The 20,083-nt window shown below is 70.0% G+C and carries 23 protein-coding genes; 18 read left to right on the forward strand and 5 right to left on the reverse strand.

What is annotated here, in order from left to right; all coding sequences use genetic code 11:
* Positions 1 to 37 precede the first annotated feature (37 nt).
* Together CFK38_RS01465 and CFK38_RS01470 are read right to left on the reverse strand one after the other, a co-directional pair.
* The gene (locus tag CFK38_RS01465) at positions 38 to 274 is read right to left on the reverse strand and encodes a hypothetical protein (RefSeq protein ID WP_096801478.1); all 237 of its coding nucleotides are present in this window, start codon (positions 272 to 274) and stop codon (positions 38 to 40) included.
* A gap of 96 nt (positions 275 to 370) precedes the next feature.
* The gene (locus tag CFK38_RS01470; protein ID WP_096801479.1) at positions 371 to 1,252 is read right to left on the reverse strand and encodes a sigma-70 family RNA polymerase sigma factor; all 882 of its coding nucleotides are present in this window, start codon (positions 1,250 to 1,252) and stop codon (positions 371 to 373) included.
* A 476-nt stretch (positions 1,253 to 1,728) separates the two neighbouring features.
* On the opposite strand from CFK38_RS01470, the gene CFK38_RS01475 reads away from it, so the two are divergent.
* Positions 1,729 to 2,217, forward strand: coding sequence for a DUF2087 domain-containing protein (locus CFK38_RS01475; RefSeq protein ID WP_096801480.1), 489 nt, complete (start codon positions 1,729 to 1,731; stop codon positions 2,215 to 2,217).
* 4 nt (positions 2,218 to 2,221) lie between these two features.
* On the opposite strand, the gene CFK38_RS01480 is transcribed toward CFK38_RS01475, so the two are convergent.
* Positions 2,222 to 2,707, reverse strand: coding sequence for a DUF805 domain-containing protein (locus tag CFK38_RS01480; RefSeq protein ID WP_157773309.1), 486 nt, complete (start codon positions 2,705 to 2,707; stop codon positions 2,222 to 2,224).
* 254 nt (positions 2,708 to 2,961) lie between these two features.
* On the opposite strand from CFK38_RS01480, the gene CFK38_RS01485 reads away from it, so the two are divergent.
* The 8 genes from CFK38_RS01485 to CFK38_RS01520 all read left to right on the forward strand — a co-directional run bounded on the left by CFK38_RS01485 (position 2,962) and on the right by CFK38_RS01520 (position 10,110).
* Positions 2,962 to 3,450, forward strand: a complete 489-nt coding sequence (locus CFK38_RS01485) for a DUF4383 domain-containing protein (RefSeq protein ID WP_096801482.1) — start codon at positions 2,962 to 2,964, stop codon at positions 3,448 to 3,450.
* Positions 3,451 to 3,507: 57 nt separating this feature from the next.
* Positions 3,508 to 4,056 carry a GNAT family N-acetyltransferase gene (locus CFK38_RS01490; protein WP_096801483.1) on the forward strand — a complete coding sequence of 183 codons (549 nt, stop codon included), beginning with the start codon at positions 3,508 to 3,510 and terminating at the stop codon, positions 4,054 to 4,056.
* A 220-nt stretch (positions 4,057 to 4,276) separates the two neighbouring features.
* Complete coding sequence (locus tag CFK38_RS01495) at positions 4,277 to 4,645, forward strand: ArsR/SmtB family transcription factor (RefSeq protein ID WP_096801484.1); 369 nt, start codon at positions 4,277 to 4,279, stop codon at positions 4,643 to 4,645.
* Between the two features lie 68 nt (positions 4,646 to 4,713).
* Positions 4,714 to 6,366 (forward strand): SulP family inorganic anion transporter, encoded by a 1,653-nt coding sequence (locus CFK38_RS01500; RefSeq protein ID WP_096804159.1) that lies wholly within the window; start codon positions 4,714 to 4,716, stop codon positions 6,364 to 6,366.
* A gap of 198 nt (positions 6,367 to 6,564) precedes the next feature.
* Positions 6,565 to 7,815 (forward strand): hypothetical protein, encoded by a 1,251-nt coding sequence (locus CFK38_RS01505; protein WP_096801485.1) that lies wholly within the window; start codon positions 6,565 to 6,567, stop codon positions 7,813 to 7,815.
* A gap of 182 nt (positions 7,816 to 7,997) precedes the next feature.
* The gene (locus tag CFK38_RS01510) at positions 7,998 to 8,426 is read left to right on the forward strand and encodes a VOC family protein (protein WP_096801486.1); all 429 of its coding nucleotides are present in this window, start codon (positions 7,998 to 8,000) and stop codon (positions 8,424 to 8,426) included.
* A gap of 278 nt (positions 8,427 to 8,704) precedes the next feature.
* Positions 8,705 to 9,619, forward strand: a complete 915-nt coding sequence (locus CFK38_RS01515) for a LysR family transcriptional regulator (protein WP_096801487.1) — start codon at positions 8,705 to 8,707, stop codon at positions 9,617 to 9,619.
* 86 nt (positions 9,620 to 9,705) lie between these two features.
* The gene (locus CFK38_RS01520; protein WP_096801488.1) at positions 9,706 to 10,110 is read left to right on the forward strand and encodes a hypothetical protein; all 405 of its coding nucleotides are present in this window, start codon (positions 9,706 to 9,708) and stop codon (positions 10,108 to 10,110) included.
* A gap of 13 nt (positions 10,111 to 10,123) precedes the next feature.
* Here CFK38_RS01520 and CFK38_RS01525 read toward each other — a convergent pair whose 3' ends face one another.
* On the reverse strand, positions 10,124 to 10,408 hold the full coding sequence (locus tag CFK38_RS01525; RefSeq protein ID WP_096801489.1) for a YciI family protein: 285 nt from the start codon (positions 10,406 to 10,408) through the stop codon (positions 10,124 to 10,126).
* A gap of 190 nt (positions 10,409 to 10,598) precedes the next feature.
* On the opposite strand from CFK38_RS01525, the gene CFK38_RS01530 reads away from it, so the two are divergent.
* Genes CFK38_RS01530 through CFK38_RS01540 form a run of 3 tightly spaced genes read left to right on the forward strand, consistent with a single transcriptional unit; the run spans position 10,599 to position 12,744 of the window.
* Complete coding sequence (locus tag CFK38_RS01530; RefSeq protein WP_096801490.1) at positions 10,599 to 11,207, forward strand: helix-turn-helix domain-containing protein; 609 nt, start codon at positions 10,599 to 10,601, stop codon at positions 11,205 to 11,207.
* 2 nt (positions 11,208 to 11,209) lie between these two features.
* Complete coding sequence (locus CFK38_RS01535) at positions 11,210 to 12,367, forward strand: serine hydrolase domain-containing protein (RefSeq protein ID WP_096801491.1); 1,158 nt, start codon at positions 11,210 to 11,212, stop codon at positions 12,365 to 12,367.
* Positions 12,364 to 12,744, forward strand: coding sequence for a hypothetical protein (locus tag CFK38_RS01540; protein WP_096801492.1), 381 nt, complete (start codon positions 12,364 to 12,366; stop codon positions 12,742 to 12,744). The genes CFK38_RS01535 and CFK38_RS01540 overlap by 4 nt, the downstream gene beginning before the upstream one ends.
* A gap of 47 nt (positions 12,745 to 12,791) precedes the next feature.
* On the opposite strand, the gene CFK38_RS01545 is transcribed toward CFK38_RS01540, so the two are convergent.
* Entirely contained in the window at positions 12,792 to 13,580 is a 789-nt protein-coding gene (locus CFK38_RS01545) for an alpha/beta hydrolase (protein ID WP_096801493.1), read from the reverse strand.
* Between the two features lie 214 nt (positions 13,581 to 13,794).
* On the opposite strand from CFK38_RS01545, the gene CFK38_RS01550 reads away from it, so the two are divergent.
* From CFK38_RS01550 to CFK38_RS01575, 6 genes are all read left to right on the forward strand, one after another.
* On the forward strand, positions 13,795 to 14,187 hold the full coding sequence (locus CFK38_RS01550) for a hypothetical protein (protein WP_218192331.1): 393 nt from the start codon (positions 13,795 to 13,797) through the stop codon (positions 14,185 to 14,187).
* Positions 14,172 to 14,993, forward strand: a complete 822-nt coding sequence (locus tag CFK38_RS01555; RefSeq protein ID WP_157773310.1) for a hypothetical protein — start codon at positions 14,172 to 14,174, stop codon at positions 14,991 to 14,993. The genes CFK38_RS01550 and CFK38_RS01555 overlap by 16 nt, the downstream gene beginning before the upstream one ends.
* The gene (locus tag CFK38_RS01560; RefSeq protein ID WP_096801495.1) at positions 14,990 to 16,468 is read left to right on the forward strand and encodes a hypothetical protein; all 1,479 of its coding nucleotides are present in this window, start codon (positions 14,990 to 14,992) and stop codon (positions 16,466 to 16,468) included. The genes CFK38_RS01555 and CFK38_RS01560 overlap by 4 nt, the downstream gene beginning before the upstream one ends.
* Before the next feature lie 34 nt (positions 16,469 to 16,502).
* Positions 16,503 to 17,093, forward strand: a complete 591-nt coding sequence (locus tag CFK38_RS01565; RefSeq protein ID WP_245851178.1) for an ABC transporter ATP-binding protein — start codon at positions 16,503 to 16,505, stop codon at positions 17,091 to 17,093.
* A gap of 176 nt (positions 17,094 to 17,269) precedes the next feature.
* Positions 17,270 to 18,745 (forward strand): alpha-amylase family glycosyl hydrolase, encoded by a 1,476-nt coding sequence (locus tag CFK38_RS01570; protein ID WP_096804161.1) that lies wholly within the window; start codon positions 17,270 to 17,272, stop codon positions 18,743 to 18,745.
* Between the two features lie 145 nt (positions 18,746 to 18,890).
* Positions 18,891 to 20,078 (forward strand): Fic family protein, encoded by a 1,188-nt coding sequence (locus CFK38_RS01575; protein ID WP_096801497.1) that lies wholly within the window; start codon positions 18,891 to 18,893, stop codon positions 20,076 to 20,078.
* Positions 20,079 to 20,083: the final 5 nt, after the last annotated feature.

Here is a 20,083-nt window from a genome sequence, read left to right on the forward strand (position 1 = left end):
CGGGGCGATCGACATGCAGCGCCCCGCCCGGCCGCGATCAGTCCTCGGGCAGTGCCGCGAAGTTCGCCTTCGCATCGTTGTACCAGCCCAGGGACTGCTTGGGGTGCAGCCACCGGGCCCTCATCTCCTGACGCGCCGCGCGGTGGGTCTCGTCGCCGGCCTTGACCACCGCCCGGAGATGCTTGTCCTGGGCGTGGATGACCTCGTCGGCGGTCTCGCCGCGGTGGCCGAGGTCGCAGGGGCCGCCGAGCTGCTGGCAGGTCATGGTCTTCATGATGTCGTCCTTCCGTGATGCGGTTGCTGTCACTGTGTTGACGCGCACCGTGCCGGGAGTGTGACAGCGGAGCGCGATCTCGTGGCGCCGTCGCTCTCAGCGCGGCCGAGGACCGTCCCGGCGCACCACGCGTGCCATCACCTCGGGGTCGGCGCGGAAGTCGATGCGCGCCACGCGGCCGTCCACCACGGTGAGGTCGAACAGGACCTTCGCCGTGCCGCGGTGGAACCAGGCGGAGGCTGCGCGGCCGTCGATGCCGACGGGCAGGGCGGCCTTCGCCGCACCGTTGAAGAAGCTCACCACCTCCTCGCGACCGTCGATCGCGGCCGGGGTCCCGGCCCCGATGGCCTGATCGTCGGCGCGGATCACGGCGTCGGGAGCGAGCAGCTCCAGCAGGCGGGTGAAGTCCCCTTCGCGGGCGGCGGTCATGAATGCATCGACCACCTCCCAGTCGGCGAGCGCGTCCTCGGGCCGGGGCTGGGCGATCTTCGCTCGGGCGCGGGAGGCGAGCTTCCGAGCGGCCTGCGGGGTGGTGTCGAGGGCGGCGGCGATGGTGGTGAACTCGAAGCCGAAGCTGTCGTGCATCACGAAGGCCACGCGCTCGTTCGGGCTCAGCCGGTCCAGCACCAGCTGCAGGGCGATGCCGACGGTGTCTGCCAGCTCCACGTCCTCCGCCGGATCGGGGGCGGTCTCGGCCACGTCGATCTCGGCTTCGGGCACGGGGGTGCCCCGGCGCAGCCGGTCCAGGCACAGCCGGGTGGTGACGGTGGTCAGCCAGGCAGGGAGGTTCTCGATGTCCTGGTCGGTGCCGTCCAGCCGCAGCCAGGCCTGCTGGACGATGTCCTGGGCCTCGGCCGGATCGGCGAGCACGCGGGTCGCGAGCGCCACCAGTCGCGGTCGTTCCTGCTGGAGCTGCTGGGCGCGCTCCTCGCTGCGCCGGCGTGCGTCCGCCGGGTCATGGGGTGGGTTCGCGGTCATGGGGTCGTCCTTCCCGGTGCGCCGAGAGCCCGGGCGGCCGACGGCTCCTGCCCCATCGACGCAGCCGGCGATCAGAACGTGACGAGCGTGCGCTGACGCCTGCTTCCGGTCACCGGCTCTCTGCCTCGATCACCCCATCATCCATCAGCACCGGCCCGGGGCTGGTGGTCGCGGCGGCCACGAGCACTGGCACCGAGCTCATGCCCGGGGCTCCGGCTCTGGCTCAGAGGCGTTCCCGCGGGAACGCCTCTGCTCGCGTGGCGGCCGGGCTGCTGAACGGGACGGAGCACCCGTCGGAGTCGACGATCAGGCGAAGCTCGGCACGGCCGCGAGCACCACCAGCAACGTGGCCAGGAAGAGGTACACCACCCAGCGTGGGATGCCGCCGGGCGGGAGGGGCCGCCGCCGGCCCTCCGCTGTCATCTACCCCCGTGACATCCTGAACCCCGCTCCCGACGACGAAAGCAGGCCGGACCATGCCCACAACCCGTGATCTCGCCACCCCGCTGGGCCGTGCCCGGATGCTGTTCTCGATGCTCTCCGCGCCCAAGCTGCGGGCGGGGATCGGCCAGGGCCTCACCGGCGAGGCAGCGCCCGAGACCGCAGACGTGCGCGGGCCGCTCTCCCGAGTGGACTGGCTCCGCCCCGACGGCGAGGTCGACGTCGCAGCGGTGCGCGAGATCGCCGAGACGCTCGCCCTGATGCGCTCCGACCAGGCGATCCTCGAGGTGGGCAGGCTCGACGGCATCCCGGCGAAGACCGAGGAGTCCCAGGCGGTCAGCGCGCGGATCGCGACGATCGTGTTCGAGCGCGTGGGACCGCGGCGCACGCTCAGCGAGGCCGAGCTGAACGCCGCGATCGCGATGTTCGCGCAGGATGTCGCGCTGGTCCGGCGCGACGCCGTGGACGCGGGGGTGCTGGTGCGCTCCGCGGACGGGGCGGCCTACCGCCTGGCCACCGGCTGAGGGGTCAGTCGCCGAAGTGCTTGCCGATCTTCCGGGTGATCCGGCGGATGAACGGAATGACGAACACGAAGATCCACCACGCGCTGAGACCGAAATCGAAGAATCGCATGATGATGACCCCGAAGACCACCACCACCAGGATCGGGACGACCCCGCCGATCACCGTGCCGAGGGTGGAGCGGCTGCTCGATGACTCCTCGGTGCCCTGACCGGTGAATCCCGCCATCCACGACGACTCCGACTCACCGCCCCTCCTGCGCGCCTCGTCCCCGGTGACATCGCCGAAGCGGGGTGCCATCCGCTCCGCCGCCTGCGGATCCCTGCTGTCGCCGAAGTCCGGGTCGGCTCCCTGGGCGTCGGAGGCGAAATCGGAGGACCAGCCGCCGGAGCCGTCCGCCCCCTGCGGCTCCGCGCCGTCGCGGTCCCCGCCGCCCAGCCAGGACGGGTCCCCACCCGGCCCGTGATCATCATTCCCCCATCGGTTCATCATGCGCTCATGGTAGGCGCACCCACGCGAGAGCACGGCTCGCCCCCGCGCACGCAAGCGCCCATCCTCGACGTTGCTCACGCCCTGTCCCCTCGGGTCCGATCAGCCGCCCCCTTCCACACCGTCCGGCACGGGCGTAATCTGGGATGCACAGCGTCGAGCGGAGTCTCCGCTCCGCAGCCGTGCGGTCGGTGCGATCACCGCGCCGGCAGGCCCGTCGAAGCTCCTGCATGGAGCAGACGAACGGAGGAACAGTCATGTTCATCGATGGCCCCGTCGACCCGCCCCTGACACGAGCGAACGAGGACCCCGCGCGCGCCCCCGTGCGGTGGGCCGCGATCGTGTGCGGGTTGTTCTTCCTCGCGATCGGCTTCGCAGGATTCGTCCCCGGTGTGACATCGAATTTCAATGCGATCGAGATGGGCTACGGCTCCGGAGCGATGGTGCTGGGCATCTTCCAGGTGTCCATGCTGCACAACATCATCCACCTGCTGCTCGGCGTGGCCGGGTTCGCGCAGTCGAGGTTCTCCCACTCTGCGCGGAGGTATCTGCGGATCGCCGGCGGCCTCGCCGCGGTGCTGTGGCTCTTCGGCCTGCTCGTCGACCCGAGCTCGATGGCGAACTTCGTGCCTCTGAACGCGGTCGACACCTGGGCGTACTTCGTCCTGGCGCTCGTCGTGGTCGGCCTGTCTTTCCTGCCCGGCGATGCCACGTCCGCTGCGGCGAGGAGCGCCCGTCGCATCTGAACGTCGGCCGCGGGTCGCAGCGCATGCTGCGACGCGGCTGGCCTACGCTCGTGACCCATGACCGTCTCCTTCGCGCGTCTCGACCCGACCGGCGACGACCATGACACCCTCGTCGAGTTCATGACGCGCAACGAGTTCCCGTTCCATGTGCATCCCCGCTGGGGCGCCGCGGAGGTCGACGCCGCGATCGGCAAGGGCGCCTATCGCGACGAGGACCACGACTCGTTCTGGATCGATCACCACGATCTCGGCCGCCTCGGCGTCCTCCGCCTCGAGGACCTGAGCGATGACGCGCCGCTGTTCGACCTCCGTCTCGACACCCCGTTCCGCGGCCGTGGCCTCGGGGTCGACGTCCTGCGGGCCGTCACCGACCACGTCTTCGGCACCATGCCGGCGGTGAAGCGCTTCGAGGGGCAGACCCGCGAGGACAACATCGCCATGCGCAGGATCTTCGTGCGCTGCGGCTGGCTCAAGGAAGCGCACTACCGGGAGGGCTGGCCGGTGGACGGCGGCACGCCGCTCGCCGCGGTGGCCTACGGCATCCTGCGTCACGACTGGGAGGCCGGGGAGACGACCACCTTCGACTGGGACGATCTGCCCGTCTGACCAGCACCGCCAGACGTGAGCGCCTCTGCGGGCGAGTCGATCTCTCACCGGAGCAGTTCGACGCAGGAGTACCTGATCGGCGCGACAGCCCCAGCACCGCGTTCTCGGCGAGATCCGGGAGGAGCCGGCCGATGGGGGAAGCGCTCATCCGGACAGCCTGCCATCACCTTGCTCACCACCGCGTGCGCACCGCAGATCACCACGATATGATGTTTTCATCATGCCACTATCCCGGAGTCAGCGCCCCCTCTACGAGGTCAAGGCCAATCTCTTCAAGGGCCTCGCCCACCCCTACCGGATCCGGATCCTCGAACTGCTCGCCGATGCCGAGGAGGTCTCCGTCGCCTCTCTCCAGGCCGAGACGGAACTGGAGGCCTCCCACCTCTCCCAGCACCTGTCCGTGCTGCGCCGCCACCACCTGGTGGCCTCCGAGCGCCGCGCGAGCCACGTCTACTACCGCCTGGCCGATCCGCGCATCCGCGAGCTGCTGGCCGTCGCCCGCGCCCTGCTGCTGACCATGCTCGACGAGGACCGCGACCGCCTGGACGCCGCACGGACCCTCCCCCAGATCGCCGGGGAGAGCCGGTGACCACACCCCGCACCTCGGGCACTCCCCCGTCGGCCGCACCCTCGACGCCTCAGCGCCTGCGCACGGCCATGGCGCGCACCCGCGATCTGTGGCCCGTCCGCGAGGACTACCGCCTGCTGCCGAAGACCTGGCGGAAGGATCTGCTGGCCGGGGTGACCGTGGGCATCGTGGCGCTGCCGCTCGCGCTCGGCTTCGGGGTCAGCTCGGGACTGACCGCGGAGCAGGGACTGATCACCGCAATCGTCGCGGGCTTCCTCGCCGCGGTCTTCGGCGGCTCGAACGTGCAGGTCTCGGGGCCGACGGGCGCCATGGTGGTGGTGCTGGTGCCGATCGTCGCCAGCTACGGCGCGGGGGCGATCGCCGCCGTGACCCTGCTGGCCGGACTGATGGTGATGGTCACCGGCCTGCTGCGGCTGGGGAAGGTGGTCTCGATCATCCCCTGGCCGGTGATCGAAGGGTTCACCCTCGGCATCGCCTGCATCATCTTCATGCAGCAGGTCCCGCTGATCGCCTCCGCAGATCCGGCCGCGCCCGGGGTGCTGAGCTCGAATGCGCTCATCGCCGCCGCGCAGTCGCTGGCCATGGCCGATCTCGCGCACCTGGCCTGGGCGCTGGGTGCGGTCGCGATCGTGGCCGCCTCGATGCTGATCGCCCCGCGGATCCACCCCTCGATCCCCGGTTCGCTGATCGGCATCGCCCTGGTCGCGGTGCTCGCCGCGCTGCTACCGACGCCGCTGGCCACGATCGGGGCGATCCCCGCCTCGCTGCCCGCCCCCTCGGTGCCCGCGATCGATCCGGCGCTGCTGGGGGTGCTGCTGCCGGCCGCGGGGACCGTGGCCGCGCTGGCCGCGATCGAGTCGCTGCTCTCGGCGCGGGTGGCCGGCTCCATGTCCGACACCGGCGCCTTCGACCCGGACCGCGAGCTGGTGGGCCAGGGCATCGCCTCCGTCGGCGCCGCCCTGTTCGGCGGCATGCCCGCCACCGGCGCGATCGCCCGCACCTCCGTCTCGCTGCGGGCCGGGGCCCGCACCCGTGCCGCCTCGATCGTCCACGCCCTGGTGCTGCTGGCGGTGGTCTACGTCGCGGCCGGACCGGTGGGGATGATCCCGTTGGCCGCGCTCGCGGGCGTGCTGTTCATGACCGCGATCCGTATGGTGCGCCTGGCCACCGTGCGCTCGATCTTGACCTCGACCCGCTCCGACGCCTGGATCTTCACCATCACCGCGCTGGTGACGGTCTCCTTCGACCTGATCATCGCCGTGCTGATCGGGGTGGCGCTGGCGGCGGTCGTCGCCCTGCGCGGCGCGGCGCGCACCACCGGGGTGAGCCTCGAGCCGATCCGGGTCGCACACCACAGCGAGCTGGACGCGTCGATCACGGCGATCCGCTTCCAGGGTCCGCTGTTCTTCGTCTCCGCCGAGCGGGTGCTCGAGACGGTGATGGAGGTGGGGTCGGTGAGCGTGGTGATCCTGCGGCTGTCCCGGCTGGAGCGGGTCGACGCCACCGGCGCCCAGGTGCTCGCCCAGATCGTCCGCGCCCTGGAGCGGCGCGGCATCACCGTGCTGATCAAGGGGGTGCAGGACAGCCACAGTTCGCTGTTCCGCCGGGTGGGGGTGCTGGCCGCGCTGCGCCATCACAAGCACCTCTTCGTGGACTTCGACAGCGCCCTCGAGCATGCCCGCTCGCACGTGGAGCGGGAGCGGGTGGAAGATCCGGTCTGACCCGCCACCTGATGGAGTTCGCCCGGCTCGACACCGCGGGAGAACCTGGGACTGACGCCGTCGTGGGCGCTCCCTCGGTAACGCTTTGGGCTCGCTCCTGGCCCTCACCGCGGTTTCTCGCCCGAGATGTCTCCCCTCCCCGCGATAATCGTGGTGACGAGGCCGCACCGTGCGACCCCCGAGGCTCCGGAGCGCTGCATGACCAATCAGATCGAAGTGATCAACGACGGTGAAGGCATCGCCGTCCTCGGCGCTCCCCAGGACGTCGATGCCTTCCTGAACTCCTACGGCCTCGACGCCGCCGAACTCGACACGAGCCGTCTGAGTCCGAGGTACAAGACCGCGGCGGGCATGTTCCACGCCGGCTCCGCAGCGGTGGGCAATTCCGGCAAGTGGATGAAGCTCACGGACGAGTCCCACGCCGCCATGAAACTGTTCCCGATGGTCAAGAACGCGACCACCGGGAACTTCCACGCCACGCTGCGCGCGTCCAACGGCCAGTTCGCGAAGAACCTGCAGTTCGTCGGCGGTACCGCCGCCTTGGTGAGCCCTGCGGCCCTCGCGGCGGTCGCCGCGATCATGTCCCAGATGGCGATGCAGGAGGCCATCGAGGAGATCGGCGAGTATCTCGCCCTCATCGACGAGAAGGTCAACGATGTCCTGCGCGCTCAGAAGGATGCCGTCCTGGCAGACATGATCGGGGTCGACCTGGTCATCGAGGAGGCCATGACCATTCGGGAGGACGTCGGCCGGGTCTCGGACGTGACCTGGTCGAAGGTCCAGTCCACGGCCCTGACCATCGCCCGTACCCAGGCCTACGCCCTGCGACAGATCGATGCGCTCGCGGAGAAGGTCGACACGGCGAGCGTCAGTGAGATCGCCGATGCGGCGAAGACCGCCGAGCCGAAGGTGCGGGAGTGGCTCGCGGTCATCGCGCGCTGTGTCCAGCTGCAGGATGCACTGGCGGTGCTCGAGCTCGATCGGGTCCTCGACAGCGAACCGGAGGACCTGGAGAAGCACCGCCGCGGGCTGCAGAGCGCTCGGAACAACCGGCTCGCCACGATCCACCGCGCTACCGAGCTGCTCCTGGAACGCATGAACACTGCGATCCGACGGGCGAACGCGAAGGTCCTCCTCTCTCCGCGCCCTGCTCGCGCCGCCGTGTCATCGAGCAATGTCGTCGTCGAACGGGTTCTCGAGTTCCAGACCGTCCTCGAGATCGAGGACGGTCACGAGTCGACGGGGGCGAAGCGTTGGCGGACCGCCGCGGGCGAGGTGCGGGACAAGGTCCTCGAGACCGGGGCCGACGGCGCCGGTGCCGCGAAGCAGTTCGGCGAGAATGCCGTCGGCGGTGTCCGCTCCGGAGCCGGTCGGTTCTCCACCGGGGTGCGCGCGTTCCGCGAGGCCGTCCGCAAGGAAGAGTCCGAGATCTCCAGGGACCAGACGTGAGTCCCGTGCTCGTCGGCAGATCAACACGCTGAGTCGCCGAGGGGCACGCGCCAGCGGAATTCGTCGGGCCGCGACCCATGCGCACGCCCACATGGATCGTGGCCGGACCAACGATCGTGCTCGGTGCGGGAGAGTATCGGTGACGTCTAGCCAGTAGCCACGGCACGGCACAGAATTGAGCCATGGACACCACGAACAGCCCCACCGCCCACGTAGGCGTCTTCCCCGCCTTCCAGGCCCACGACGCCCGCGCCGAGATCCGCTTCCTGTGCGACGTGCTCGGATTCGTCGAGACCCTGGTGGTCCCCGGCGAGGACGACTCGATCGCGCACGCCCAGCTGGACTGGCCCGGCGGCGGCGCGGTCATGCTCGGCACCCACAGACCCGAGGGCGAGTACCAGCGCGAGCCCGGCACGCTCGGCGCCTACCTGGTGATCGACGACGACGGCCTCGACGCCCTCGTCGAGCGGGTGCAGGTCGCCGGCGCCCGTATCGTGCAACCGTTGCGTGCACCGGAGCACGGAGGCCGGGACATCACGATCGCGTCCCCCGAGGGGAACCTGTGGAGCATCGGCACCTATCCGGGCGAACCTTCGGCCTCGACCCCCTGACCCAGAACCTCGCGCTGAGAGCCCCGAGCCCAGATGCCGGGTGACCGATGCCAAGTGCCAGGTGCCAGGTGCCAGGTGCCAGGTGCCAGGTGCCAGGTGCCAGAGCGTTCACGGGGTTGCGGATCCGCAATTCCGCGAACACCTCCGACATAACACCTCCGACACGACGCCTGGTTCGCGCTCCCGCCCTGAGTGCACCGCGGTCATCGTCACCCCGATACTGCACAGTGTGCCCGAACCCATAAGCCTGGCTTGCCACCTGCGCCTACCATGGAGGCATGGATCCTCGTCGTCTGCTCATCTTCCGCACCGTGGTGCGCAACGGCTCGATCGGTGCCGGTGCCCGTGAGCTGGGCTGGACCCAGCCTGCGGTCTCCCAGCACCTGGCGGCGCTCGAGAAGGAGGTGGGCACGCAGCTGCTGCTGCGCTCCTCCGCCGGGATCACGCCGACGGAGGCCGGCAGCCGTCTCGCCGCGCACGCCGAGGCGATCGCCGCCCAGCTGCACGCCGCCGAGGAGGAGCTCGCCGACATCACCGCCCTGCGCCGTGGCACGGTGAAGTTCGGGACCTTCCCCTCGGCCGCGGCGATGCTGCTGCCGCCGGTGCTGAACCGGCTGGCGGAGACGGCGCCGGAGCTGGACGTCACCTTCTCCGAGCTGGAGCCGCCGGACGCGGTCGTCGCGCTGCGCGAGGGGGAGCTCGATCTCGCTCTCGTGTTCCGCTACCCCTGCTCCGACATCGGCGACGAGGGCACCCTGGAGTGGACCTCGCTGATGGAGGACCGCGTGATGGCGGTGCTGCCGCGCGACCACCCGTTGGCCGAGGATCCCGACCTCACCCTCGGCGACCTCGCGAAGGACCCCTGGATCGCAGGCTGCGAGCGCTGCCGCGCGAACCTGCTCTCCAGCGCGCGTCGTGCGGGCTTCTCCCCGCAGGTGCGCCACTCGACCGACGACACGATCGTGGTCCAGCAGCTGATCATGCATGGCGGCGGGGTGGCGCTGATGCCGGAGACCGCCCTGGAGGCGGCGCCGTCGGCCGATGTGGTGGTGCGGGCGATCCCGGACCTGGACAACCGGATGATCGGCCTGCTGAACCGGCGCGGCGCACTGGCCATCCCGGCCGTGGGGGCCCTGCGCGACGCGCTGGTGGCCGAGACCACCGAGCGCCTGGCCACGGCGGTGATGATCTGAGCTCCGAGGACCTGAGCACGGGCGACCACAGCTCGCGACCCGCACGGGTCCCGGCGCGGGCCTGGCTGCGACCTGCCCTGCTGCTGGTGGGCGGGCTGCTGCTGGCCGTCGTGCTGGTCCTGGCCGAGCAGTGGATCGGCGCCGCGGCGGTCGCGCTGTTCTCGGTGTTCATGGCGTACTGGACCAGTCCGCTGCGCGCCGGGGAGCACACCCCGCTGGCCACCGCTCTGGCACGACGCGAGGTGGGCACCGCGATCGTGCTGTGGGCACCGGGCGATCCACACTCCTCGCGGCTCCAGGTCGCGTTCCGCTCGCCGCGCGAGGACGTGGTGTGGGTGAACGTGCACCGCGACGTACAGGCGCAGCAGCTGCTGGCCGAGCACGGCGGAGCCGAGGCGCTGCCGCTGGTGCTGGTCGGCGAGGCGAGGCGACCCCGCGCCACGGCAGGCGAGCTGATGGACCTGCAGGAGGCCGAGCGGCGCGGGGCCTGAACCGGGGGCCCGCTCAGGCGCCGGGCAGCTCCCCGATCGCCACGGTCCACTCGCGCGCGTCACGGTCGACGATGACCCGCTCGCGCTTGAAGGGGTCGCCGTCGAGCTTCGCGAGCGCGTCCTCCGCAGACTCCGCGACGACGATCAGCAGGGCGCCCGGACCGCCGCCCAGCGCACCGGCGAGCAGCAGAGTCCCCTCCCGGCGCAGCTCGGAGAGGTGCTCGCGATGCTCGGGCCGGAAGGTGGCGACGCGCTGGGCGTCGTCGGTGTAGGTGTACTGGACGGCGAAGATGGCCACGGTCTCTCCCGGGATGATCGGAGGCCGGCGGGGTCGCGCCGGTCGGTGCTGAGAGGTCCATCGTGCCGCATGTGCGCCACGCCCCGTCGAGCGTTCCGCGGAAGGGCTCGGGCGCGAGCCTCCGGAGCACAGCCCGGGCGGCACCCCCTCCACTCTTCCATTATTCCGAATTTCCGGATATTCTGGTTCCATGGTCCCGCACCCCGATCCGTCCCTCCCGGACTCCCGCGCCCGACTGGAAGCGCTCGAGGCGCGGGTGGCCGCCCTGGAATCCGCCGGCACCACGGAGGAGCACCTCGAGAGCGGCCGCTGCGCACCCTCGCGCCCTCCTCGTCCCGATGCTGCGGCGAGCGCGGCCGCGAGCACCCCCGTGCAGTCCTCTTCGGAGCCCGCGGAGGATGCGTTCTGGGCGCTGACCTCCCTGAAGGAGCATTGCCCGACCCCCGGTGCGGTGGTGTTCGCCGGGGCGGTGGACGTGGGCGCCGGGCACCTCGAGTACCAGTGGGGGCGCCCCACCGAGCACCTGCTGGCGACGGACTGGGCCGAGCACGCGGAGACGGTCGCGGCGCTCGGTCATCCCCTGCGCCTGGCGCTGCTGCGCCGGCTGCTGGACGGCGAGCACACCGTCGCCCAGCTCGTGGACGAGTTGGAGCTGGCCTCGACGGGCGTCGCCTATCACCATCTCTCCGCGCTGCAGGGCGGGGGCTGGGTGACCACGCCGCGCCGCGGCAGCTGGGCACTCGCCGCGCCGCGCGTGGTGCCCCTGCTGGCCATCATCACCGCCCTGGAGACGGGGTGAGCATGCTCCCCGATCGACCCGCCGGCGACCCCGGCACCCCCGACCCCGCAGCCGCGGCGGACGCTCCGGCCCCGACGCCTCCGGTCGGCCGACGAACCGTCCTGGCCGCCGGGATCCCGGCCGTCGTCGGCCTCCTCGGGATGTCTGCGCTGACCAGCCCCCGCCCCGCGGATCTCGGAGACCCCGGCGGAGACCGGCAGCTGACCCGTACTCTCACCCCGCACCTCAGTGGCCATCGCCGGGTGGCCGTCGCCCATCTCGACGGCAGCGGCGGCGTGCGCTTCGCCGGTTTCGGGGCCGACGAGAACACGGAGTTCGAGATCGGCTCGGTCTCCAAGACCTTCACCGGTGCCCTGCTGGCCGAGGCCATCTCCCGCGGCGAGGTCACGACGCGGACCACCGTCGCCGAGGTGCTCGGCGACGGCGCGGCGAGCAGCGAGATCGCGGACGTCACCTTCGCCGAGCTCGCCATCCACACCTCCGGACTGCCGCGCCTGGCACCCGGCACCGTCGCCGGCTCGTTCCTGGCGAGCTTCCTGCGGAAGGACCCGTATGCGGGACGCGACGCAGACCAGGTGATCGCCGACGCGCTCGCGTGCAGCCCCTCTGGGCGCGGCAGCTTCGCCTACTCGAACCTCGGCGTCGCGCTGCAGGGTCAGCTGCTGGCCCGTGCGGCCGGGACCGACTTCGCCCCGCTGCTGACCCAGCGGATCCTCGAGCCGCTGGGACTGGGTGGCACCTACGCCCCGATCACCGCCGAGAACCTGCGGGAGACGGCCACTCGGGGCCATGGCGGGAGCGGCCTGCCGCAGGCCCCGTGGACCATGAACGGCAGCGCCCCGGCGGGCGGCATCCGCTCCACCGCGGCGGATCTGGCCACCTACCTGGCCGGGACCCTCGACGGCTCGGCCCCGGGCGCGGCCGCCGCCTCCGAGATCCTGGTCGAGTCCAGCGCGACGGAGCACCACGGCATGAACTGGTTCCACGAGGACTTCGGCGACGGCACCTGGCACACCTTCCACAACGGGATGACCGGCGGCTTCGCCGCCTTCGTGGGCTTCACGCCGGCGACCGGCCGAGGGATCGTGATCCTCACCGACACCGCCCGCAGCGTCGATGCGCTCGCGGTGGACATCCTCACCGGGGAGGTGGCCCTGTGACGACCGTGCTGGGTCTGCTGCCGCTGCTGTCCGCTCTGGTGCTCTCGGTCGTGCTGCTGAGCTCGGTCGTGGCTCTCTTCCGACGCCATCAGCATCCGTGGCGGATCCTCCAGCGCGGCCTCGGCGGTGCCAGCATCCTCGCGATCCTCGGGGTGATCGGGGTCGTGCCCTCCGCGCTGTGGTGGCTGCCGTGGCTGCTCACCCTCGCGCTGACCGCGGGCGTCGTGGTCGCGTGCCGGCGCCTGCTGGTGCGGACTCCTCCCGCCGAGCCGACCCGGCGGGAGGCCGCGCACCTCGCCGCGCCGGGGCGGCTGAACCTGGGGATCGAGGTGGTCCTCTATCTCGCGCTGCTGGTGATCGCGCTGGTCGCGGGCTGAGCGGAGGGGATCGTCGGTGCCGGCGGCGCGCCGCGGCGGCTCTGTGCTCAGCCGCGCAGCGGCAGCCAGTCCAGCACGTCCTGGATGCCCTGGTCCCAGAAGTCCCAGGTGTGCGCGCCCGGGCGCAGCCGGGAGGTGAGCTCCACGCCGTGCTGCCGGGCGGCGTCGAGGAACCCCCGGTTCATGCCCAGCAGCTGGTCCTCGGTGCCGCAGTCCAGGAACAGGGCCGGCAGCGCTGCGGGGTCGGCAGCGGCCAGCAGGCCGCACAGGTCGTCCTCGGTACCGGTGAGATCGCGTCCCGCCCAGATCCGCTCGGCGAGATGGCCGGTGTTCAGCTCCAGGCTCAGCGATGCGGGATCCAGCGCCCCCGAGAGGCTCGCGGCGGCGGCGAAGCGCTCCGGATGGTGCAGCGCCAGCTTGAACGCCCCGAAGCCGCCCATCGACAGGCCCGCCACGAAGGTGTCCTCCCGGGCAGTGGAGACGCGGAAGGTGCGGGCGATCAGCTGCGGCAGCTCCTCGGCGACGAAGGTCCAGTACGCCTCCCCCACCGCCTCGTCGGCGCAGAAGGAGCGGCGCACCTCGGGCATCACCACGGCGATGCCCTTCTCGGTCGCGTACCGCTCGATCGAGGTGCGCCGCTCCCAGATGGTGCAGTCATCGCTGAGCCCGTGCAGCAGGTAGAGCACCGGCACGCCGCGCGCGGACACTGCATCGGCGCCTGCCTGCCCGTCGGCTCCTTCCATCCCAATCCCGGCCGCGGCCTGCGGCAGAAGCACCACCATCGAGGTGCCCATGCCGAGGGATTCGGCGAAGAAGTCGGTGCGCATGCGGATCATCGGTGATCGCTCCTGGGTCGCGGGTTGGGGCCGACGGCGAGGCCATCCGCCGGCAGGAAGACGATATCCCTGCACGCCACCGACGGCCGTCGATGCGGCGCGTGCGAGCCCCTGATTTTCCTGGAACGGTTCACATCGACGCACTTGCGGACATAGAGTGCTCGCCGGGTGTCAATACTGACATCGCGCTGTCACATCACATCCGAGGAAAAGCATGAAAAGCGTACGATCACGAATCGCAGCTGCTGCAGTCCTGGGAACTTTGCTGCTCGGCGGCATGGGCGCCGCGTACGCGGGAAATTCGTATTCCTCGTTCAGCACCACCGTGCCGCGCATCAATGGCCTGGGATCGACCGGATACCAGACCAAGGCGATTTCCAACGCGCACGTCCAGTTCAACAGCACGATGGTGGGCGGGAACTACGTCGTCGACGCGCGCGCCGAGGGGCCCTCGTACGCCGGGCCATGGTCACGAAACGTCGATGACGGCGACGCACGCTCACTCACCAACACAATCAATAGCGGGAGCAACACCCGCATCTCCTTCAGCAATGACCTCACGACGCTCCAGAACGTCCAGGTCAGTGGTAAGTGGCGCAGCCAGTGAACCTGACGCCGCCCGCCGGCGCCACCAAGAATCTCGTGGTGCCGGCGCGGCGGCGGTTCAGTCGCCTCTCGATAGCCCGACGTCCGATGTGGTGGGGGCTCGTCCTCGCTGTTGTCGTGGCACCCACGCTCGTCGCGGCGAGCATGGGCGCTGGAAGTATCCTCGACTCCCCGATGACGCTGTTCTCCCTCAGCTTCGAGATCCAGGCACTCATCGGCCCCCTGCTCGTGGTTGCGCTGTACGTCGTCCCGATCTCGGAGCAGTTCACGAACGGCTGGTTCCTCTACACACGCACCCGCCAGGACCTTCGCCATCGCCTCCTCGCGCTCACCCTGCACAGCACAGCGATCCCAGCCGCTGTCATGATGGCGGCGACGCTTCTCTCCGCGCTCTACGCTTTCGGATTCGGTCCGTTCGGTGTGGCGCTGCCCGGTCCGAGTTCGAGCGACTACGCGACGTTCACTCAGCTCACTGCGGCGAGCGGGATCCTTTACGTGGCCGTGGTCGTGATGTGGCAAGGCCTGTGGGCTGCCATCTTCTCCCTCGTCGCGTTCGGACTGCTCCTGCTCACCGGGCGCCGAGCAGTGGCGTTCGCGATCCCGCTCGTCCTGTACTGGGTGGATAACGCTGTGATCGGTGCTGCGGGCCAGGCGAGCTTCCGGTCCGTCTCCTCCATCAACCCGTTCACCGTGACCCAGTCACCGATCTGGACTGCGGCAGTGCCGCTGCTGTGGTGGGTCGGGATACTCGTGATGCTGGCAGCGTTGCTCCACCATCGGCGCGGGGAAGTGACGACGCTCCTGTGAGCACCGCTGCCGTCGTTCGCACGTGGTATCTGCCGGTGTATGCGGCGATCGTCGTCGCCTCGGCGTTCCTCCACACTCGCTCGCTGACAGCTGGCGCCGCGGAGCTCGGCGCGCGACCATCCTTCCTCGAGGCCGTCCTGAATGTCTCAGGTGATTCGTACATCCTGATCCCATGGATGCTCATGGCGTGGATTCTGAGCGTGGCAGCCCACCTCGCCGAGTCGACCGACCCTCTGGTCCTTCTGCGGCACGGGTCCCGCCTCCGATGGATGCTGGCGCGTGGGTCCACGTTCTTGCGAGACGCGGTGTTCATCGTGGGGACGACTGTGGCGGCCGCTGCTGTGACCGCTCCCGGGCTGCCGTTGACGACGCAGTGGACACGGGCTCCCTGGGGTGCGATCGACAACGCACTCCTCGCAGCGTGGACGACTAGCGGGTTGCCCCCGCTCGCAGCAGTCATCGCCCAGAGCGTCCTCACCATCTCCGGCCTCCTCGCGGTCTCGACGGTGGCCAGTGCTGTTGCTATCGCGACCTCGCGGCATCGCCCGCTCAGCCTCCTGCTTGTGCTGAGCGCCGGCTTCCTGGTGCCACTGCTGTTGGTACGAACGCCTGTCGCCGGTGTCCTGGAGTCGCTCGTCGTACTCGCTCATCGCGGGTTTCCGGGATGGCCTGTGACCCCGATTCTGCTGCTCACCGCGGTGAGCATCGTGGTGCTTGCGCTCGTGGGTCTCATCGAGCAGCGCCGGCTCCCGCTCCGGCCGGCCTCGGCAGCGAGCGGCATCTACGCTCTGCTGGTCGCGGCACTGCTCACGGCAGCCGCGCTGGGGAGCGGCGCCTCGACGTTCGAGGATCTGCTGATCGCTCTGTTCTACGGGTCGGGTGAGGTGGAGTTCCGCATCACGACGTACACCTTCTCGATGCTGATATTTCTGGGCCCCGCTTACCTCATGCTGTTGTCCGTCTTCGACTCCGATCTGCCTCGACTTCCACAGCTCGCAGTGCGTTACGGCAAGGTCTGGCCGTGGCTGCGGAACATCACCGTCCGGATCCTGCTGGCCGGCATCACACTCGTTCTCGTCCTGGCGCTCGCCACACTTCTCCTCGCCGCACTCACCGGTCGAGATCTCTCGCTGGGGCCGACGGGCGCGGTCTGGCATCAGTTCCTCATCAACGGCGCCCTGCAGGTCTACGTCTCCGGAATGGCAGTTGTCCTCGTCGCCCTCCTGACCGGGTCGGACATAGCGGGAGTCTGGACCCTTCTCGCCCTCATCGTCCTGGGCATCCCAACGCTCACCCTCGGGTACTTCCCCTCGGGCCTCCATATGCTCGGCCTGCTCCAGAACGGCGCGTCTCCGTGGCAGGGCACCGTCATCCTCGTGATCAGCGCAGTCCTCCTCTCCATGACCGCCTACGTGATTTCCACCCGTCCCGCGCCGCAGCGCCTCATCACCGGGAGATCCCTTGCCCATCGTTGAACTGACCGATGTCTCGAAGTCCTACGGCTCGAACGTGCTGTTCCAGGGGGTGAACCTCGCCATCGAGGACGGCAGGATCTATGGCCTCAGGGGGCCCAACGGCTCCGGCAAGTCGGTGCTCTTCCGGCTCATGACCGGATTCGTCCTCCCGGATACCGGCTCGATCACCATCGATCCGCGCTACCGCGACCCCCGGAACACCTTCCCGCAGGAGTTCGGGATCGTCATCGATCGTCCGGGTTACATGGCTGGGCGCACCGGCCTCGACAACCTCCTCTCACTCGCACAGATCAGGGGCGTCATCGGCGAGGCGGAGGTACGGGAGGCTATGCGGGGCTTCGGTCTGGACCCCGACTCGTCGACGAAGGTGGGCCGCTATTCGCTCGGCATGAAACAGAAACTCTCATTGGTCCAGGCCACGATGGAGGGCCAGCGGGTCCTGATCCTCGACGAACCGTTCAATGCCCTGGATCATTCCAGCAGTGAAGCGCTGCGAGAGCGTCTCGCCACACACCGGGAGAGCGGTGGCACCGTCGTGATGACCAGTCACAACGAAGGAGATTTCGCTGTGCTGGCCGACGAGATCCACGAGATCGACCGAGGCACCCTCATCCATACCCGCTAGGTGTCGAAGGTCAGCACGCAGCGGTCACCGGCGCGGAACATGGGGCGCGCGACGATCTCGATCTCCCCGAGTTTCGTGACCAGGAAGCGGGTCTCCACCACGCTCTGCGGGTCGATCGGGGTGGGGTGGGCGAGGCCGGTCCTGCCGTCCCCGCCGGCGCGGCCTACGATGACCGCATGAGCATCTCCGCGCCCGCCCCATCCTGGATCCGCGATGCGATCTGCTGGCAGGTCTATCCGCTGGGCTTCTGCGGCGCGCCGCGCGAACGCGAGGACCTCGGCGGCGAGGGCTACGGCGGGGCCGACGGGGAGAACGTCGTCCATCGCCTGCCGCGGCTGCAGGGCTGGCTCGACCACCTGGTGTCCCTCGGCGCGAACGTGCTGCTGCTGAACCCGGTCTTCGACTCCGTGTCCCACGGCTACGACACCCTCGAGCACCGTCGGCTGGACCCGCGCCTCGGCGACGACGACGATTTCGATGCGCTCGTCGAGGCCTGCCACGCACGCGGGATCCGGGTGGTGCTCGACGGGGTGTTCAACCACGTCTCGGATCGCCACCCGGTGGCGCGCCGCGCCCTCGCCGCCGGTCCCGGCACGGCCGACGGGGACCGGATCCGTTGGTCCGGCAGCAGCCCCTACGGCTTCGAGGGCAACGCCGACCTCCTCGAGATCGAGCTGGCCGACGCCGTCATCCAGGACCGCGTCGTGGAGATCATGGGGCGCTGGCTCGAGCGCGGGGCCGACGGCTGGCGGCTGGATGCGATGTACGCCGCCGGCGCCGATGCCTGGGCCCCGATCCTCGAGCGCGTGCGGGCCGCGCATCCCGAGGCCTGGATCCTCGGCGAGGTCATCCACGGCGACTACCCGGGCTTCGCGGAGGCCTCCGGCGCGCACTCGATCACCCAGTACGAGCTGTGGAAGGCGATCTGGTCGGGCCTGACCGAGCACAACCTCTTCGAGCTCGCCCACGCCCTGGGCCGCCACCAGGACTTCCTCGACGCCGCCGGCGGCGCGCACCCGCAGACCTTCGTCGGCAACCACGACACCACCCGCATCGCCTCCCGACTGGCCGACGGCCGCGACCTCGCCGCCGCGATCGCACTGCTCTCGCTGCTGCCCGGGATCCCGACGGTCTATGCGGGGGACGAGTTCGGTGCGACCGGAGTCAAGGAGGAGCGCTCCGGCGGCGACGATGCGATCCGGCCCTGGTTCCCCGGCAGCCCCGACCAGGTGGTCACCGCCGCCGCCTCCGCCGACAGCGCCCCGGGCGGCCCCGACCACCTCACCCTGCTCAAGCCCGAGGCCGCCGAGCGGATCCTCGAGGTGCACCGCCGTCTGTTCTCGCTGCGTCGCCGGGAGCCGTGGCTCGCCACCGCCGCGGTGCGCGTGGACGAGGGCACGCTGGAGAACACCTGGGCGCAGATCGTGCTCGCCCCGCGCGACGGGGCCGACGGGGCCGACGGGGCCGACGGGGCCGACGGGAGCGACGGCAGCGCGCCCGGCCCGCTCACCCTGGTGCTGAACCTCGGCGCCGAAACCCGGCCGGCCCCCGGTGAGGTGCTCGAAGCGGTCAGCGGTGCGGACATGCTCGACGGCGTCAGCCCCGCCGGCTCGGGCGAGGTGCCGGCACACGGCATCGCCGTGGTGCGCTGAGCGCCGCCCGGCACCCCCGACGCACGCAAGTCCTGAGAGGGACGCCCGCAAATGCTGCGCCACTCAGGATAGGCAGCACGCACTCTTCACCTGCACTTTTGTATCCTCCCGAACAAATGACACTCGGAGGACATACAATTCCTGCATGAATGGCACCGCAGGATTGCGCGTCCCCAGCTTCCCCTTCGACTCCCCCCTTGCATCGAAGGCCGTCGCGCTCGAACGGCTGCGCGGCGATCTTCCCCGCGCGACGGAACATCTCCCCGTGCTCTCGGAACTGGCGGATCTGTATCGCCTGATGTCGAGCATCGCTTCGGCCCGCATCGAGGGGAACCACACCACTGTGGTCGACGCGATCGAGGGTGCCCGCCTGCGCCAGGTGCAACCGCGACTCCCGCTCGACGACTCGGTCCAGGAAATCCTCCGACTCGAAGACGCCGCAGAGTTCCTCGACCACGAGATCCACCCCCACTCACCCCTCACTCACGGCCTCATTCGGGAGTTGCACCACCTCGCCACGCATGACCTCGTACGCGAGGGGGACGCAACGCCCGGCGAATATAGGACACGAGGGGTGGAGATCAGCGGATCACAGCACATCCCTCCACTCGCCTCGACCGTTCACGCGCTCATGTCCGATCTGCTCGACTTCGCGAACACACCCGCAGAACCCCACATGCAGCTGGTGCGCATGGCGATTGCCCACCATCGCTTCGTCTGGATACACCCGTTCGCAAACGGAAACGGTCGTGTCGCTCGACTGTTCTCGTACGCGATGATCCGCACGGGCGGTTTCGCCCCGGATGTGGAGTACCAGACGGTGAACCCGACGACTGTCTTCGGGGCCGATCGGCAGCAGTATTACGACTGGCTCTCCGCCGCCGACTCCCTCGAGGACGACGCCCTCATCGGGTGGGCAGACTTCGTTCTCGACGGACTGCTCCGCGACTTCGAAGCGCTGCACCGACTCGCCTCCGGAGATTCCCTGAGCCGCCTGATCACCTCGTCGATACGCAGAGCCCAGCGCGCCGCGCAGCTCAGCGAACCCGAGGCCGCGGCACTGGCAGCAGTCTCGGCAGGTACGCCTTTCAGATCCCGAGACCTCACCGCAGCGCTCGGAACAGATGCCTCTGCCCGCTCGCGAGCGATTGGCGCTCTGCTGGAGCACAACCTGATCACCCGGCTCCACCCCGGCGGCAGGATCTACCGGATCCGCCTCTCACCCAATGCACTCACGCCCTTCGTCTTCAACGAGCTGGACTCCATGGGGCTCCTGCCGACGATCATCCGGGACGACGCAGCACTTCAGCGACCGCCCATCGACCCGGCGTAGGCTCG

Source organism: Brachybacterium vulturis (assembly GCF_002407185.1).
GTDB classification, from domain to species: domain Bacteria; phylum Actinomycetota; class Actinomycetes; order Actinomycetales; family Dermabacteraceae; genus Brachybacterium; species Brachybacterium vulturis.

Excerpts from the sequence above, each read along its gene's own strand:
- CFK38_RS01465 (WP_096801478.1), bottom strand. The coding sequence starts at position 274 with ATGAAGACCATGACCTGCCAGCAGCTCGGCGGCCCCTGCGACCTCGGC.
- CFK38_RS01470 (WP_096801479.1), bottom strand. The coding sequence starts at position 1,252 with ATGACCGCGAACCCACCCCATGACCCGGCGGACGCACGCCGGCGCAGC.
- CFK38_RS01475 (WP_096801480.1), top strand. The coding sequence starts at position 1,729 with ATGCCCACAACCCGTGATCTCGCCACCCCGCTGGGCCGTGCCCGGATG.
- CFK38_RS01480 (WP_157773309.1), bottom strand. The coding sequence starts at position 2,707 with ATGATGAACCGATGGGGGAATGATGATCACGGGCCGGGTGGGGACCCG.
- CFK38_RS01485 (WP_096801482.1), top strand. The coding sequence starts at position 2,962 with ATGTTCATCGATGGCCCCGTCGACCCGCCCCTGACACGAGCGAACGAG.
- CFK38_RS01490 (WP_096801483.1), top strand. The coding sequence starts at position 3,508 with ATGACCGTCTCCTTCGCGCGTCTCGACCCGACCGGCGACGACCATGAC.
- CFK38_RS01495 (WP_096801484.1), top strand. The coding sequence starts at position 4,277 with ATGCCACTATCCCGGAGTCAGCGCCCCCTCTACGAGGTCAAGGCCAAT.
- CFK38_RS01500 (WP_096804159.1), top strand. The coding sequence starts at position 4,714 with ATGGCGCGCACCCGCGATCTGTGGCCCGTCCGCGAGGACTACCGCCTG.
- CFK38_RS01505 (WP_096801485.1), top strand. The coding sequence starts at position 6,565 with ATGACCAATCAGATCGAAGTGATCAACGACGGTGAAGGCATCGCCGTC.
- CFK38_RS01510 (WP_096801486.1), top strand. The coding sequence starts at position 7,998 with ATGGACACCACGAACAGCCCCACCGCCCACGTAGGCGTCTTCCCCGCC.
- CFK38_RS01515 (WP_096801487.1), top strand. The coding sequence starts at position 8,705 with ATGGATCCTCGTCGTCTGCTCATCTTCCGCACCGTGGTGCGCAACGGC.
- CFK38_RS01530 (WP_096801490.1), top strand. The coding sequence starts at position 10,599 with ATGGTCCCGCACCCCGATCCGTCCCTCCCGGACTCCCGCGCCCGACTG.
- CFK38_RS01535 (WP_096801491.1), top strand. The coding sequence starts at position 11,210 with ATGCTCCCCGATCGACCCGCCGGCGACCCCGGCACCCCCGACCCCGCA.
- CFK38_RS01545 (WP_096801493.1), bottom strand. The coding sequence starts at position 13,580 with ATGATCCGCATGCGCACCGACTTCTTCGCCGAATCCCTCGGCATGGGC.
- CFK38_RS01550 (WP_218192331.1), top strand. The coding sequence starts at position 13,795 with ATGAAAAGCGTACGATCACGAATCGCAGCTGCTGCAGTCCTGGGAACT.
- CFK38_RS01570 (WP_096804161.1), top strand. The coding sequence starts at position 17,270 with ATGAGCATCTCCGCGCCCGCCCCATCCTGGATCCGCGATGCGATCTGC.
- CFK38_RS01575 (WP_096801497.1), top strand. The coding sequence starts at position 18,891 with ATGAATGGCACCGCAGGATTGCGCGTCCCCAGCTTCCCCTTCGACTCC.